Below are 15859 nucleotides of genomic sequence, written 5' to 3'. Positions count from 1 at the left end.
GACCGCATTCCAGTCTGGGATACCAGACACCGCTGGAGTTCGCGGCGCAACATCGAACCGGGCAATCGAAGCCCAAAACTTGGGACATCACTAAGTAGTGAGTGGTCAAGTTACTGGGGGCAGGTCAAAAAGGGCGCACAGAACAACGTCATTTTAGAAACATATCACTAGCGATAGCTCGAACAATCGAGTTAAAAACGAACATAACCTTTAAGGCGCAAGGAGAACATCATTGGTGCGACTGTGAGTCTGAATCCCACAAAGAATTCTGGGATGCGATATTGAGAAACTTTGAGAATGGGGATGCCCCTCCCACGCTAATCACTTTTAATTACGATCTATCATTAGAGCGCTCGCTGCACAACGCAATACAGCGCCGAAACCTCAAAAAACATCAACCATCGATACGCTCCTATTCGATTGATTATGGGCTAGGCGAGAAACATTTATATGATGCACAGCTAAGATTCTTAATGATAAATGGTCAAAAACAGCCACTCATAAAACCATTGAAAAATGCCAGAACAGACGACGAAAGCCATTTGTCCATTAAGCTGTATAAACTGCATGGTTCGCTTTCATTTGCGAGCAATCATGATGATGTATTCTTTGAAAGCAAAGCAGCAGAAGAGCCCAATATCTGCCCTCCTGTATTTAATAAGAAAACAGATAAAGATCTTCAAAAGATTTGGGTAAAAGCAACTAACGCCTTGTCTGAATGTAAAAATCTACACTTTTGCGGCTACAGTCTCCCGCAAACTGATGTTTATATGAATTATTTTATAAAGGCTGGAGTTGGCCCTAACACAAAACTATCTCGCGTATATGTTTTTGACATACTAAACACAAGTGACTCAAACGCTCTTTCAGATTTGAAAGAAAGATACCTCCAATGTTTTTCGCCGCAGCTCCAAAATAGAATTCATTTCATGAACCTGCCGGAAGAAAATGACACTACTCCGGGTAGCTTTATGCACCTAGCTGAATTTATATCTAAACACCCGAAACCTAGGTTCACAAGTATCGCAGATATAATGTGATTACAAATCGCATTTGAGTATTGGCAAGCCCCCGATATTCTATACATGGGACTGGGAGACCGTGCTTGACGATATGCCTTGCGCTCAGGGGCTGACCTGACCCTTAACGCTGAAGCTGAAAAGTAACACTCATCGGCTTCTCTCCCTCGTGCCGCAGGTAATCCACCTTCCCGTAATACCGGAAGGGCGCAGCTTTGCCGTCCGGGCCCAGTTTGTTCTCCCTCACAAAGAGGTGAATGTCGATGCCCCGGCTGCGGTGCTCTATGAGCTCACGGCCCTTGGGGTTGGCTGGAGAGGTGCTGTTCTGGCTCTGCCAGTGGAGGGTCTGTTCGTCGATGAAATAGTCCTGGTAGCGTTGATCCTTCTGGCGGCCCTGCTTGTTGAGCGTCACCAGCAGAACGTGCGCGCCCTGTTCACGCAGAACGATATGCCCCTGGTTCCAGCTCCCGTGGTTGAAGGTCTCTCCGAACAGCGGAGGTATGTCTTCGCGCATGAAGGTCTGGCCTATGGCCAGATCGAAAGGATCAATAACGTCCTTCAAGCGTGCGAAAGTGCGCATTGATTCGTCGGCCGGGAGATCTTCGTAATCGGGGTTGTTGGCTCTGAGAAAGTATTGGCCGTCATTCTGTTTGGTGACGACTCGCAACAGGTACTGGTTGTCGCCGCCTTCATCCTGGCGCTCGATTGCCATGGTTGAGCCGGTGATCGAGCCCGCATTGGTCGGGTTGATGCGTTCCAAAAGCAGGTAGTCGCCATCCCTGATGGGTTTTTTGCCGCCATCCATGGAATTCCCGGACGCCTGGGCAATGAAGTGCGTGTTCGGGTCGAGCCTGCCGTAGCCGTCCCCCGGGTTAACGTACTCCTCGGCATCCGCCGTGCCAGTCTTGAAGTGCCCACAGGCGATTCGAATGTTCGGGAAGTAGGGTAGGTCGGCCCCTCGTTGTTCATCATCGAAGGCAACCACGTTGTCATGCTCTGGCGTATCCGGTGCCAGCCGCTCCTGGTAGGTGCTGAGCTGGAAATCGACCAGTTCTTTGAGCATGGTTCCCAGAACGGGAATGAGCTCTTCGGGCAGCGTCAGTCTCGGGATCAGTCGATCATCCTCGAGCGTGAAGAGCGTTTCGGATTCCTTGGACTGGTTTTCACCGATCCAGGCCGCTATCGGGTTCTTGCGCCAGTACCGCATCCATTCGGTCTTGTCGACCGATTCCAGATAGCGGTGGGCTTCCGTCAGGTCAGCTTGCAGCTTCGGGCGCCGAAGCAGGATGTTTCTTGAGGCTTCACTGATGGCGCCAATGGTTAATGGGTGCTTGAAGCCGTCGTTTTCGATCAGGGCTTCCAGAAGCACGATCTTGAAGCTCTTGGTCATTCTGGTGGTTTCTATCGCTTGCAGGAAACCGGCGGCCTTACCGAGGACCTGCTTTTCCTCCTGGTCCAGGTCAGCTACCTGGTCAATAAATTCCCACCAGCTGCCGTACTGTTTGCGCAGTTTCGAGATGCTGATACCAGCCCGGTAGACCTCAAGCAGTGTTGGTCGGCGGCCCATGCTTGATTTCAGCGACTGGTATTCATCCTCGATACCGGTTGGGTTCAGGGACTGCAGGAAGTTGATGATCTCGAGGTCGTAGTTGGCGAAGCAGCCTTCGGGGAGAAGCGTCTGCTGCTGTGATTGCACCTTCCGGGCGAAATCGGCCAGTTTGCTGCCGGTCCCCTCGACGCCGAACAGTGCCTGGGGTTTGTTCAGGAACCCTTTGTGATTGCCAATGAAATCCAGAATGACCAGGTGGTCTTTCCTGTCTGAGCGACGCAGCCCCCGGCCGATCTGCTGGAGGAAAAGAACCTTTGAATCGGTCGGGCGCAGCATCATGACGGTGTCGATGTTGGGAACATCCACCCCCTCATTGAAAAGGTCGACGGAAAAGACAACGCTGACCGAACCATCGTTGAGCTTTTCGATCGCATCATGCCGGTCGATGTCCGAGCGGGTATGCACTGAAACCGATGGAACGCCGCTGTGGTTGAACTGTTCCGCCATGAAATCCGCGTGGCGGGTTGAGATGCAGAAGGCCAGTGTGCGCTTCAGTCCCTTTTGGCGCCATTCGTTCAGGGCATGTCTTGCCCGGCCAAGGGTAGCGAGCTTGGTGCTCAGCGCATTGGGATCGAAGCGGCCGTTGCGCCAGGGGATCTCTTCGTAGTTGACGTTCTCGTCGTAGATTCCGTAATAGCTGAACGGGCAGAGAAGGCCGTCACTGATGCCGTCAAAGAGGTTTCTGTTGTAGACCAGGTTGTCATCACAGAGCTGCAGGATGTCGGACTGGTCCGAACGGTCCGGCGTTGCCGTCAGTCCCAGGAGGAACTTTGGCCGGAAGTGCTGGAGCAGTCTCAGATAGGTGTTGGCTGCCGCGTGGTGGAATTCGTCCACCACGATGTAATCAAAATGGTCAGCTGGGAAGCGCTCAAGGTGCGAGGCACGGTGCAGCGTCTGGACCGAGGCGAACAGCATGTGTGCTTCGCTGTCCCGGGAGTCGCCGTAGTAACGGCCAACACGGGTTCTGGGCATGACGCGCTGAAAGGTTTCTTCGGCCTGGAGCAGGATCTCCTCCCGGTGGGCCACGAACAGGACCCTGTGAGCACCCAGCTGCTGTGCATCAAAAGCGGCGAGGAAGGTCTTGCCTAGGCCAGTGGCCATGACAACAAGACCACGCTGGTAGCCGTCTGCACGGGTCTCTTTCAGTGCTTGCAGCGCGGCGCTCTGCTCATCGGTTGGCGTGGCTGGCTCTGGTTCCGGGTCATCACTACCCGGGGCGATCTTCGGAACAATGTCCGGGCGGTTCTGCTCGTACCGGTCAATCCATTGATGGGTTAAGGGTTTGGTGCCATTCGAATGGAACAGGGCGGTGAATTCCTGTCTAATCGTTTCAAAGGGGCCAGCCCCATCAACCGAGTCTGAATCCGGTGTTATCACCCGGTAGTTCCACTCAAGGCCACTGGTGAGTGCGGTTTTGCTCAGATTGCTGGAGCCGACGAAAGCATCGCCAATGAGTGTTTCATCTTCAGTGCGAACGAAGATGTAGGTCTTCAGGTGAAAACTGGTTTCTTTTGACTCGAAAACGCGGATGTCCGCTCCGCGCTCTGCCAGCCGCATCAGCTGGCGCAGGGCGGCGGGATCCGTCACATCCAGATAATCACTGGTCAGGATGCGTAGGTTGGCCTGCGGCTCCTCGGTGACCCTCTGCACCAGGCTGTCAAAGATAAGTGCCAGGCCGGAGGATTTGATGAAGGCTACGGCGAGGTCGATCTCGTCCGCACGCAGGATGGCCTGTCTCAGTTCCGGGGCGAGGGGACTGGAATCGCCTCCGGTGATGAGTCTTTTCCTGTCGGTGCCGGCCATGCAGAAAGCCTGATTGTGGAATTCCGATGACCGACCAGGTTAGACGCTTTTGGTCCGCCAGACCAGCGGGGGCGGCCGGTCACGGCCTCTGGAATACAACGGTTTCCCAGGCCACCTCACTGCGGCCCATGCGGTCTGTTTCATTCCCATCAGCCACCGGAAGGCTTGCCAGAGATTGGCTTTCCGCCAGCCTCTCCAGCTCGTCGCGGTCTGTCTCATGGAACACACGCTCACCATCGCCTGGCCCGTGCCGCAGGGTGATGACCAGGAGCCCTCCGGGAGACAGCAAGTCCGTCAGCACCTGGAAGGCGGTGTTTCGTTGAGAGGGAGGGATATGCATCCAGACCGCGGATACCAGGATCAGGTCGAAGCGGTGATCGAGGGTACGGACATGGTTCAGTTCGGGTAAGTGATCCTCACACCACTCAACTGCCAAGTGGTCGGTCGCGTTTTCGCCAAGTTGCCTGAGTTCAGTGGCAGGCTCCACGGCCAGTACACGCCAGCCCCTGGCTGCGAGCGCGGCTGCGTCCCGACCACTGCCGGCTCCGACATCCAATGCGGAACCAGGCTGTTGCGGCAGTTGCGCAAGCCAGCTCTGGTGAACGTCTTCGAACGACAGTTGCTGGTACTGGTTGAAGAAGTGAAGAGCCTTCTCTGAGTACGGGTCCGTCATATCAGGCGTGTTTGGCCAGTCGCCGATCAATAGCCTTCAACATACTACCAAACGCCTTGGTCCCAGCCTTAGCGGCCAATGGAGACAGAACCCGCCCCACCACCGGAATCCGAATCCGAAAAACAGATGTCCAGGTAACCCTGGTCCCCTGTTCGGTCTCTTCCAGCCTGATTTCACCACTCTCGTGCTCGATGGGCGGCCGCGAGCGCAGAATCCGGTAGTCCATGCTTGTGGGCCGGTGGAAGTTGCTGATCTCCTCCTCGAACCAGACCGCGCCCAGGTCAATCCGCCGCACGGCCCCGTTGCCGTTTCGCTCTCCGGGGCCTTCCTTCACAAGCCAGGAATCACGGATGCCGTCAAACTGCTTGTAGTTGGCGTGATCACTCAGCAGGTCAAATACCTGCTCGATGGGAGCGTTGATGGTGCGTTCCACGACGATCGTCTGCATGGTCAGGGCTCTATGGGTGGGGGTGGATCGGGGAGTGCCGATGGCCTGCCTCGATCTTCAGGCAGGGCCATCGGCTTTTACAGCGTCAGCATTTACCAGTCGGAGTCGCCAGCGTGCTCGTCGCTTTCTTCTGATTCAGCTTCCTCGCCGGCGTGTTCGTCGGATTCGGAATGCCTGTCATCCCTGGATTTGTCGTGGTCCTTGGCCTTCCTATCATCCATTGACTTGGCTTCATCCGCGGCATGCTTATCCTCGGCACGTTCTTCGGAGTGGGCTTCATCACCCGCGTGTTCGTCTCCGTGGCTGGACGCCAGGGCCTGGCCCCCGAATGCAAGACCTGCCAGAACCGCCAGTACTGTTGCGATGGAATGGAAACGTTTCATGTCTTCTTCTCCTTGTCGGTGGAACCTACCTGCCAGCATACACCTCAGACTTTTGGAAACTGCGCCTCTGCCGTCAAGTACTTATGACGTTTACGTGGTTGAGTGTCGCTCCGGATCATCCTGGTTGTGGTTGCGCTGGGTGAACGGCTCGGCCAGCCAGGTGGCGAATGAGAGGTAGTCGTCCCGCCCCTCGGCCAGGCCGAGCTCCCGCATTTCGTCCTCATCGGGTTCTTTGTAGGTGCCAAAGAGGTGATCCCAGATGATGAAGATGGTGGCGAAGTTGGCGTCGCCCGTGCGCCGGGAGACCGTGTGGTGGCTGGTGTGGAAGCGGGGCGTGACGATGAACAGGCGCAGGATCCGCTCCCAGCGATCCGGAAAATCGATGTTCGAGTGATGGAACTGGCTGGCCAGGCTGACCGAGATCTCGAAGGCCGCAAAGGCCACCAGGCTGGGGCCCCAGACGGCAATCCAGACCAGTTTGACGAAGAAGGAGATGAACAGCTCCCCGGGGTGAAAGCGCAGTGCCGTCGTGACGTCCACGTGGGTATCCACGTGGTGCACCTTGTGGAACCGCCAGAGCAGTCCCACGCGGTGATTGAAGCGGTGCCACCAGTAATCGAACATATCCAGCACGATAATGGTGGCGATGATCCCGCCAATCCCGCTGTAGCCCAGCATGGGCGCCAGCCCCCAGCCCTGTTCGGCGATGTATTCCGTCCAGTAGAGGAAGGGCGCCAGGATGATGAGCTTGAGCACCACGGTGTTGAACACGGCCATGGCCGCGTGCATTCGCAGGCGCTGCCCGCGTGGTTCCTGCCAGGGCCGTTTGGCGGCCAGGCTCTCGATCAGGAAGAAGAGCGCAAACCCACCGAGGAAAAGAGGCAGTTTCAGGTCGTCCATAGTGGTTACCGCAGCAGGTTGATCCGGTCATCCACGAAGTTGTAACGCGGCTGTTGGACCCATTCACCGTGTTTGTGAACGGGCAGCTTGTGCACGTTCTCCTCGTAAACGACCAGCTCGCCATCATGGACCTGCAGCCAGAAGTCCAGGTCGTAGGTCTTGTAAGGGTCACCAATGGCCGCGAAGTTGGTGCAGGCGAAGTAGTGGCCGTCGCCCATGGTCCGCACCGGGTCATGGATCTTCTGGAACCGGAGTTCGAGGGTCTGGCTGGTGCGCGGGTCCGTGATCTCGAAGACGCCGGGGTTGCCCATCTGGGTGCGGTTCTCGATGTGCTCCTGCATGGCCGCCTTGATCTCTTCAGCAGTGAAGGATTCCGGGTCCCTTTCCTCAGTCCGCGTCTCTTCAGCCTGTGCCTGGTCGCGATTTTCCTCCGTGGCGTCAGTCTGCTCTGGGTTGGGCTCACTCGCCTGATCCGTGGAGGCCTGTTCGCCACTGCCGTCCGGTTCACCGCCGCACCGGGCCAGCAGCACCAGAACGAGGATGATGGGGAGGGCGATCATCCCCTTGTTAAGCAGCCATCTGAATCGTTCACTCTGCATGGGTCCTTACCTGTTCCTGTTCTCTACCGACGCTATACGTTCGGTGGGCGCCTTCCGTGCACTACTTGAGCTTGGAGGCCCAGATGGCCAGCTTGTGCTTCATGGCCTTCTGGGAAATCTGGTCTTCCGGGATCGGTTGAATGACGTTGTCGTGCACCAGGAGCCGGTAGATGTACTCGATTTTTGCCTCCTGTGAGTCCGTGGCCTCAAACTCCACCACGCCACGGTTCTCGCCGTACTTCATGCCTTCCTCAATGGCTTTTTTGACCATTTCTTTTTCGTTCTTCATTTTCTTCATGGTCACCTCGTTGGGTATCTGCCTGAATCCACTGTAACGCCCTGGCAGAACCCCGGCCAGCGGCCAGGGGCGGATGTTCCTGGTTTTCTGGTGCATACTGCGGACTCAGTCTGGGAGTTGCGTTGGCCAGGTATATTCTGGACATTGAAGCCAGCGGCCCTGGCCAATAGTGATTCCATAAGGAGAGGGTATGCGTGGTCGATTGATGATGGTTGTTGCGGCACTGGCTGTACTGGCCGGCTGCAGCGAGGGCAGGGATGCGGAGGAGCCGCATCGGATTGAGGTCAGCGGTACGGGCGAAATCAGCCTGCCGGCGGAACTGGCGGATCTGCACTTGGGGTTCGAGGTAACGGCGGATGGCGCCTACGAGGCGAGTGAGCGCCTGCGGGCGAAGGTGAATCCATTGGTGGAGGATCTGCGTGGTTCCCTGCCGGAGGGTGCCGAGCTCCAGGCCCGTTCCCTGGCGGTTGCTCCCCATTATCGTTGGGATGAGGGGGAACAGAGCCTGGAAGGCTACAAGGCCACCCGCAGTATTCAGCTGATGGCGCTGCCGGTTGCGGAACTGGGGGAATGGACGGCACGGCTTTCGGAGAAGGACCCCCAGCAGCTTTCCGTCAGCAATTTCCGGATCCGGGAGGGCGACACGGCCGAGCAGCAGGCGTTGGCCCGGGCGTTCCGCAATGCGCGCGGGCGGGCTCAGGCACTGGCGGACAGCGCCGACCGTGAGCTGGGGCAGACGCTTTCCATCCAGGAACAGCGGGTATCCCAGCCCGGCCCGCGCCAAATGATGGCGGCGGATGCACGCGAAGGAGCGCAGGAAGCGGACGAGTTTGAGGCGGGCAGTGTTCGGGCCCAGGCGGATGTACGCGTGACCTTCGCACTCGAGTAGCAGGCGAACCATGGGGCAGTACCCAGCGTACTGCCCTCCATGAGAGATTCGACTCCCCGCAACCTCATCCTGATCCTCGGCGATCAGCTCACCCCCTCGCTGCCAGCCCTGGTGGAGGCCGACCCCGAGCGTGACCATGTCCTGATGGCGGAGGTCGCGGAAGAGGCGGGCTACACCAACCACCACAAGCAGAAACTGGTGCTGATCTTCAGCGCCATGCGCCACTTTGCGGCCGAGCTTGAGCAGGCGGGGTGGTGCGTTCACTACCACGCGTTTGATCCGGACAGTGCCTATGAAAGCCTCGGGGATGTGGTCCGGTCTTCGGCGGAATCACTGGGTGCCGAAGGGGTCGTTGCCACCGAATGCGGCGAGTGGCGGCTGGATCAGGCAATGCGCCAGTGGGAGCTCCCCGCGCCGCTGAGCATCCGCTCCGATAACCGGTTCTTCGCCACGGTTGACCGCTTCCAGAAGTGGAGCCGGAACCGCAAACAGTGGCGGATGGAATACTTCTACCGGGAACTGCGCCGTGAGACCGGCCTTCTGATGACTGCCGATGGTCAGCCCGAGGGCGGTGAATGGAACCTGGATGCGGCCAACCGGAAGAAGTGGAAGGGCAACCCGCCCGCGCCTCCGCCGTTCAGGGTTGAGCCGGATGCGACCACTGAAGGGGTGATTGCGGAGGTTGAGTCCAACCTGGGCGGGCACGTCGGCCGCACGGATTCCTTCGGCTGGGCCGTGACGCGTGAAGATGCGCTCAGGGCGCTGGATCATTTCCTGGCGCACCGTCTGCCCTGGTTCGGTGACTTCCAGGACGCCATGGCGGATGATGAACCGAACCTCTTCCACGCGCAGCTCTCACCCTACCTCAATATCGGGCTGCTTCTGCCCAGGGAAGTCTGCGAGGCGGCAGAGGCCGAGTACCACGCGGGCCGTGCGCCGCTGAATGCCGTCGAGGGCTTCATCCGCCAGATCCTGGGGTGGCGCGAGTTTGTGCGCGGGCTCTACTGGACGTTGATGCCCGGTTACGCGGCGGAGAACCGGCTCGGCAACACGCGCCCACTCCCCTGGTTCTACTGGACGGGTGATACCCGGATGCGCTGCATGGCGAAGGCCATCGGCAATACCCTGGAGCACGCCTACGCCCACCACATCCAGCGCTTGATGGTCACGGGCAACTTCGCGCTGCTTGCCGGCGTTCACCCCGAGGCCATCTGCGACTGGTACCTGGGCGTCTACGTGGACGCCTTCGACTGGGTGGAGCGGCCCAACACCCAGGGCATGGTGATGCACGCGGACGGTGGCATTCTGGGCTCGAAGCCCTACGCGGCCAGCGGCAAGTATATTAACCGGATGTCCGATCACTGCCGCCATTGCGTCTACAACGTGAACGACACCACCGGGCCGGATGCCTGCCCCTTCAACAGCCTCTACTGGCATTTCATCCACCGCCACCGGGATCATTTCAAGGGCAATCCACGCATGGGCATGATCTACCGCAACTGGGACGGTCAGGGCGAGGAGAAACGCAGTGCGGTACTGGCGAAGGCGGACGAGGTCCTGCTCAATATCGATGCCCTGTAGTGGGCAGTCGCCTTCGTCCTTACTGAAACAGATCCATCTGCCCGTTATTGCCTGAGCCGGACTGGCGCTTTGAGGGGCTTGTGGACTGCCGGTTCCGGCCTCGTGTAGCCCGGCTGCCATGGCGCTCCAGAACCAGGTCCGTAAGTTCCCTGCGAACGTGCTGTTGCCGCCAGGCCTTGATGTGCGCCCGGGCCCGGCGGGCCGCTTCCTCGTGATCGATCAGCGGCGTTGGGTAGGCACCGGCGCCGAGACGGCTGCGTTGCGTGGACGACAGGCCCCAGGGGGTGTGGAGCCACTCGTTCGGGACGTCGGCCAGTTCCGGAACCCATGCACGGATGAAGCGGCCCTGCGGGTCCAGCTTGTGGGACTGGAGCACCGGGTTGTAGATGCGCAGGGCGTTGATGCCGGTCAGCCCCGACTGCATCTGCGCCTGGGGGTAGTGGATGCCGGGCTCGTAGTCCGTGAACAGGCGCGCCAGGTGCAGCGCCGGTTCCCGCCAGTGCTGGTGCAGGTGGTAGCTGGCCACCGCCATGAGCATGGCCCGCATCCGGAAGTTGATCCAGCCGCTGTGGTGCAGGGCCCGCATGCAGGCGTCCACCAGTGGCCAGCCGGTAGTACCCTCGCGCCAGCGTTCGAGCGCTTCCGGCCAGTCGCCGGGGTTGCGCAGTCCTTCCAGGTCCGGGTGGATGGTCTGGAACTCGATGGCCGGTTCGTCCTCCAGTTTCTGGATGAAGTGGCAGTGCCAGTGCAGGCGCGAGCGGAAAGCCTTGAGGCTGCGGCGATGGGCGCCAGCGATGTCCGGGGCAGCTGCAGCCGCCCGGCACTGCTGGACGATCCGCCGAAGGGAGACCGTGCCATGGGCGATGTGCGGGCTCAGGCGCGAGCTCGCCTCCCAGGCGGTAACGGGGCTGGAGATGCGCTTCTCATACCCTCGGCTTCGCTGCTCGAGGAAATCCGCCAGCAGGGTCTGGCCCTGGCTCATGCCGCCGCGCTGGCGACCGGGGCAGGGGCGCTGATCACGGCAGGCCGGTTCCGTCAGCGACTCAAGGGCGCGAGGATCGGCTGTTAATGCCGGGGTGAGGCGTGAAGGCGCTGGGTAAGCGGGCGCCTCCATGACCCGGCGCCAGGCGTGATCCCAGTGGTCGCGGTTATGCGGGCCCCGAACCACACCGAACTGGCGGTATTCCCGCCACTGAATGCCCTGTTGCCGGCACCAGCGGGCTACGGCGCGGTCGCGCTGGAAGGTCCAGTCGTTGCCGGTCTCCTCGTGGCTCACAAGCCGGGTGAACCCGGTTGCTTCCCGGAGTCTGTGCAGGACAGCCGTTACCTCGCCATGACGCACGATCAGCGGCGCGCCCAGATCGCGCAGTGTCGCATCCAGGTCGAGCAATGAGTCGTGCATGAAGGCCCACTGGCGTTCACTGGTGTCCGGCAGCTGCCAGTAGTCCGGCTCCACCACGTAGAGCGGGATCACGTCGTCGGCCGCGGCGTCATGCAGTGGCCCGTGGTCGTCCACCCGCAGGTCGCGTTTGAACCAGACAACCGTTGTCATCGCAGCACCTCCTGCGGATGCCGCCTATGGCGCCGGCAGCGTTCACTGCAGTAGATGACCTGATCCCAGCAGCGGGCCCACTTGCGGCGCCACTTGAAGGGGCGCCTGCAGACGGGGCAGGTTTTTTCGGGGAGTGGTTTGTGACCCATGTTCCAACATACGCCCGCTTGCCGGCGCTGGACTGCTCGCGGGGTGGGTCCATACCGGGGCTTCATTGCGTATCATAGGGGGAAACGCCACAAGTACCGGGTAACCGCTTAATGAATGAAACGAAGACCAATATCGCGCTGATCGGCATGCCGGGCTCGGGCAAGAGCACGGTGGGCGTGCTTCTGGCCAAGGCCAGCGGTCGGGACTTTGTGGATACGGACCTGCTGATCCAGAGCCGCGCGGGAGCCACGCTGCAGACTATCGTGGATGAGAACGGCTACGAGGCGCTGCGCGAGGTGGAGGAGCAGGTACTGTTGTCGCTGCAGCTCTCCAACCACGTGATCGCCACTGGTGGCAGCGTGGTCTACAGCGAGCCGGGCATGGCACACCTGAAGACCAGCAGTGTGGTGGTCTTTCTGGATGTCTCTCTGGAGACGGTGCGTGAGCGCATCGGGGACTACAGCCTGCGGGGGATTTCCAAGCGGCCGGATCAGACCATCGAGGACCTGTTCGAGGAACGCCTTGATCTGTATCGGCGTTACGCGGATATCGCCGTAAACTGCGATGGTTGTTCGATGGAGCAGGTGTGTGAGGCGGTGATGGCGGCGCTGCCGAGCGCCTAGCCCAGAAGCCGGCGTATCGGTGCCGGCAGGCCCGCTTCGAGGGCGCTCTCCCGGTGGAGCCACGAGCGGCTGCGGTCATCCTGGAGTGCCCGGGTACTGATGGCGGTGAGCCGCACCGGCCGGATCCAGAGGTGGTAGTGGCTGAAGGTGTGCCGGAAGGGTTCCTGTGTTTCGGGTTCGGAGGTTTCCAGCCCGAGCGCGGTCTCGCAGTGCTCGGGCAGCTCTTCCGGCTGCAGTGCGGGATCGGCTTCCGGAAAGCTCATCAGGCCACCCCATATGCCGCTCGGCGGGCGCTGCTCCAGCAAGATGCGGCCCTCGCCATCCTCGATGACCAGCATCCAGACGCTTTTCTCAGGCTTTTCCTTTTTCGGCTTGCTGCCCGGGTAGGCCTCCGGGTTGTTGCGCCCATAGGCCAGGCAGCCCTCGCGTACCGGGCAGGCAGCGCAGCCCGGGCGGCGCCGGGTGCAGACCATGGCGCCGAGATCCATGATGGCCTGGGTGTAGGCCTGGATGCGTTCATCTGGGGTATGCGCCTCGGCATGCTCCCAGAGTTCATTGGCAACCGCGGTGCGCCCGGGCCAGCCCTCCACTGCGTGATAACGGGCGAGTACCCGTTTGGCGTTGCCATCCAGGATGGCGGCACGTTGCCCATGGGCCTGGGCTACGATAGCGGCAGCGGTTGAGCGGCCGATGCCGGGAAGCGCCTGAATCAAGTCCTTTGATGCCGGGAACGCACCGCCGTGTTCTTCCACGACGGTGATCGCCGCCTTATGCAGGTTGCGCGCCCGGGCGTAGTAACCGAGGCCGGACCAGTAGCCCATGACCTCATCCGTGCTGGCGGCGGCCAGGGCCTCCACCGTCGGGAAGCGCTCCATGAAGCGCTCGAAGTAGGGAATGACGGTGGTGACCTGGGTCTGCTGCAGCATGATCTCCGAGACCCAGATCCGGTATGCGGATGGGTCCCGGTGCCAGGGCAGGTCCTTGCGCCCGTGCTGGTCGTACCACTGCAGCAGCTGTTCGGCGAACCAGTCCGTCATGATCAGTTGAACAGGTTCCGGATCCGGTCCCGGGTGTCCTCGTCCACGCGCTCCTTGATTTCCTCCTCGACGCGTTCACGAGCCTTCTCCTCGGCTTCTTCCTTCTTGCGGTCCACTTCCTGGCGGGCCATGGATTCGAGCACATCGCCAAAGCGGCTGCCGTCAAAACCGCAGAGTCCTGCCGGGTCATCCCCGAAGCCGCCCTTGCAACGCACAGGGATGATCACGTTCTGGATGCGTTCGTTTACGCGGCAGGCGTTGTCCCGGTGGACCTCGCCCACCACACGCAGGCCCACGCGGTAGTCGAGCATGGATTCGATCAGGTTCACCACGCCGTCGCCTTCAAGGCGCAGGCCGGCGAGATCGGCGGTCAGGTTCTCATTTTCCAGAACGCCGCTGTTGATGGTGAAGTTGCCGCTCATGTCGTTGAAGGGGGTGCTGTCCCCCCAGTCCTCGACGCTCAGGGATTCGCCGTGTACCCGGCTGATGCCCTGGCAGGCCATGCGCGTCATGTTGACGTTCTCGATCGCGCCTTCCTCGATCCGGAAGTCGGCCTTGCCGTTCGAGTTCTCAAGCAGGGCGTTGATGCTGTTACCCCGTGAGGTGCCGCTGGCGTTCAGGTTCATGCCGCCAGAAAGCAGGTCCATTTCCGCCAGGTCCACCAGCAGCGGCTGGGTCTGTACACCGGAGAGCTGTTTGTTGAATTGCCATTTCGGGTTGTCGGTGCGGGCATCCAGTGATGCCGTCATATTGAAGCCGCCGTCATAGAGCCTGGCACTGAGCTCATCCAGTGACAGGCGCCCCTCGCTGCCCGAGACCTTTGCAAGCAGTTCGGTGAGTGTGAGGTTGCTGGCCACCAGTTCGCCGAGGCCGATCCGGATGTCCAGGTTGAGCCCGCGCAGTGTTTTCAGGGGCAGCAGCTCGCCTTCACCGCTGGAGGCAGTGCCGCCGGTATCCTGTTCACTGGCGTCTTCTGACGCGTCCTCGCCGTCTTCCGGTTTCGGCGGCAGGTAGCGGTCGAGGTTGAAGCGGTTGCCCTGGAGGTCGACCAGGATCGCCTGGTTCTCCAGTCCGTACCCGAGCTGGCCCTTGAACTCGGTTTCATCCAGCTGGACGCGGGTCTCCTGGAGCCGGACCATGCCCTCGCGGGTGGCCAGGGTGGTCTCGAAAGCAGCCTTAGAGAGCACGCCCTCATCCCGTGTCTCAATGGCTGGTTGGCCAAGCTGCTCCAGGAGTGTGGCGGGTGAGAATTCGGCCACTTTCAGATCGCCACTGACATCCGGTTGGGCACTGAACCCCTGGATGTTCAGGTTGGAGGTCACCTCCAGATTCTCCAGGCTGGCCATAAGGCCGCTGACGCTGGCGGTTTCCGCGTCCAGGTCTGCGCTGGCCGAGCCGCTCAGTCCCGCACTCACGGTTTCCCCGTTGAAGGGAGTTCCGGTAAGGGTGAAGTCGCCGTCGAGTCCGCTCATCGAGAACTGTTTCAGGTTCTGTGAGGCATTGAGCTGCATTGCCAGGGTGCCGTCCACATCCAGTTCCGGCTCATTGAGCGAGACACTGAATCCCAGTTCCAGCGGGAAGTCCTGCCCCAGGGCAATGTCACTGGCCTCAAGGCTGGCATTGCTGAGCTGGAAGGACTGGCCGGACTGACGGTTCTCGAAGTTCACCTGCGCATTGCTGATCCGGACTTCCTGCACATTGAAGCTGATCAGCTCGCTGCCGGACTCATCGGTCAGGGTCTGTTCCGTTTCTGCAGGAGCGGCGGCTTCCTGCTTTTCCGCTTCCGGCATGATCCGTGTCCAGTTGCCGGTGCCGTCCTCAGCCATTGCGAGATTGGCGCGGAAACCGTCCAGCTGGAAGGTGTGGACCGCGGGCGTCATGGTGATCAGCGACCACAGGTCCACACTGGCCACCAGCTCATCCAGCGCCACGAATTCCTCGCCCTCCAGCGACGCCTGCACATCCGCCACGGAAAGCCCGAGGGGAATGAAGGACCACTGGATGTCGCCGTTGAGCCTGAGTTCCAGGTTGGTGTTGTCAGCGGCGGCCTGCTCGATGTGACTTTTATAGTCGTTCGGGTCGATGACCATCATGGCTGTACCCACGGCAGCGACAAGCAGGATGACCAGTGCGACAATGGCGATAAGTGCGATGCGGAGGGCTTTCATTCTGCGTTCCCTGACAGTGGCTTCAGTAGTTCAAGATAACGCATGGCTGGGGCTTGAGGAACCACTCCGTCCTCTTCTGTCTTGACCGGGCGCGGGGAATTGGAGAAGGTGCGCGCAGTTTAAACAA

The 15859-nt window shown here is 60.2% G+C and carries 15 protein-coding genes; 4 read left to right on the top strand and 11 right to left on the bottom strand.

The genetic code is table 11. The features are described from left to right. Window positions 1–101: 101 nt before the first annotated feature. Window positions 102–1040 (top strand): hypothetical protein, encoded by a 939-nt coding sequence (locus tag GLW01_RS15010; RefSeq protein ID WP_160899606.1) that lies wholly within the window; start codon window positions 102–104, stop codon window positions 1038–1040. Between the two features lie 103 nt (window positions 1041–1143). Here the strand turns inward: GLW01_RS15010 and GLW01_RS15005 are convergent, their stop codons facing one another. The 7 genes from GLW01_RS15005 to GLW01_RS14975 form a co-directional block, all read right to left on the bottom strand. Then, complete coding sequence (locus GLW01_RS15005) at window positions 1144–4431, bottom strand: DUF3427 domain-containing protein (protein WP_160899605.1); 3288 nt, start codon at window positions 4429–4431, stop codon at window positions 1144–1146. A 79-nt stretch (window positions 4432–4510) separates the two neighbouring features. Beyond that, window positions 4511–5104: a class I SAM-dependent methyltransferase gene (locus GLW01_RS15000; RefSeq protein ID WP_160899604.1), complete on the bottom strand. Its 594-nt coding sequence runs from the start codon at window positions 5102–5104 to the stop codon at window positions 4511–4513. 1 nt (window position 5105) lies between these two features. After that, complete coding sequence (locus GLW01_RS14995) at window positions 5106–5552, bottom strand: SRPBCC family protein (protein ID WP_160899603.1); 447 nt, start codon at window positions 5550–5552, stop codon at window positions 5106–5108. Between the two features lie 92 nt (window positions 5553–5644). Then, the gene (locus GLW01_RS14990) at window positions 5645–5935 is read right to left on the bottom strand and encodes a hypothetical protein (RefSeq protein WP_160899602.1); all 291 of its coding nucleotides are present in this window, start codon (window positions 5933–5935) and stop codon (window positions 5645–5647) included. Between the two features lie 90 nt (window positions 5936–6025). Next, window positions 6026–6835, bottom strand: coding sequence for a sterol desaturase family protein (locus GLW01_RS14985; protein WP_160899601.1), 810 nt, complete (start codon window positions 6833–6835; stop codon window positions 6026–6028). A gap of 5 nt (window positions 6836–6840) precedes the next feature. Further along, complete coding sequence (locus GLW01_RS14980; protein ID WP_160899600.1) at window positions 6841–7434, bottom strand: hypothetical protein; 594 nt, start codon at window positions 7432–7434, stop codon at window positions 6841–6843. Window positions 7435–7495: 61 nt separating this feature from the next. After that, the gene (locus GLW01_RS14975) at window positions 7496–7828 is read right to left on the bottom strand and encodes a DUF5062 family protein (RefSeq protein WP_425356599.1); all 333 of its coding nucleotides are present in this window, start codon (window positions 7826–7828) and stop codon (window positions 7496–7498) included. Between the two features lie 94 nt (window positions 7829–7922). Here GLW01_RS14975 and GLW01_RS14970 point away from each other — a divergent pair, with 94 nt between their 5' ends. Then, on the top strand, window positions 7923–8621 hold the full coding sequence (locus GLW01_RS14970; RefSeq protein WP_160899599.1) for an SIMPL domain-containing protein: 699 nt from the start codon (window positions 7923–7925) through the stop codon (window positions 8619–8621). A gap of 39 nt (window positions 8622–8660) precedes the next feature. Next, a complete protein-coding gene (locus tag GLW01_RS14965; RefSeq protein ID WP_160899598.1) occupies window positions 8661–10202 on the top strand; it encodes a cryptochrome/photolyase family protein in 1542 nt (513 codons plus the stop codon). Between the two features lie 19 nt (window positions 10203–10221). Here GLW01_RS14965 and GLW01_RS14960 read toward each other — a convergent pair whose 3' ends face one another. Beyond that, window positions 10222–11754 carry an FAD-binding domain-containing protein gene (locus GLW01_RS14960; RefSeq protein WP_160899597.1) on the bottom strand — a complete coding sequence of 511 codons (1533 nt, stop codon included), beginning with the start codon at window positions 11752–11754 and terminating at the stop codon, window positions 10222–10224. Beyond that, window positions 11751–11903 carry a DUF2256 domain-containing protein gene (locus GLW01_RS14955; RefSeq protein WP_160899596.1) on the bottom strand — a complete coding sequence of 51 codons (153 nt, stop codon included), beginning with the start codon at window positions 11901–11903 and terminating at the stop codon, window positions 11751–11753. The genes GLW01_RS14960 and GLW01_RS14955 overlap by 4 nt, the downstream gene beginning before the upstream one ends. 111 nt (window positions 11904–12014) lie before the next feature. Here GLW01_RS14955 and GLW01_RS14950 point away from each other — a divergent pair, with 111 nt between their 5' ends. Next, the gene (locus GLW01_RS14950; RefSeq protein ID WP_160899595.1) at window positions 12015–12527 is read left to right on the top strand and encodes a shikimate kinase; all 513 of its coding nucleotides are present in this window, start codon (window positions 12015–12017) and stop codon (window positions 12525–12527) included. Here the strand turns inward: GLW01_RS14950 and mutY are convergent. Then, window positions 12524–13564 (bottom strand): A/G-specific adenine glycosylase, encoded by a 1041-nt coding sequence (gene mutY, locus GLW01_RS14945; protein WP_160899594.1) that lies wholly within the window; start codon window positions 13562–13564, stop codon window positions 12524–12526. The genes GLW01_RS14950 and mutY overlap by 4 nt on opposite strands. A 2-nt stretch (window positions 13565–13566) precedes the next feature. Continuing rightward, window positions 13567–15732: an AsmA family protein gene (locus GLW01_RS14940; RefSeq protein ID WP_160899593.1), complete on the bottom strand. Its 2166-nt coding sequence runs from the start codon at window positions 15730–15732 to the stop codon at window positions 13567–13569. Between the last annotated feature and the right edge of the window lie 127 nt (window positions 15733–15859).

It is taken from the genome of Vreelandella halophila (assembly GCF_009856365.1).
Lineage (GTDB): Bacteria > Pseudomonadota > Gammaproteobacteria > Pseudomonadales > Oleiphilaceae > Halospina > Halospina utahensis_B.
Note: the sequence above shows the minus strand (reverse complement) of the source record. Positions and strands in the feature narration are given on the sequence as shown.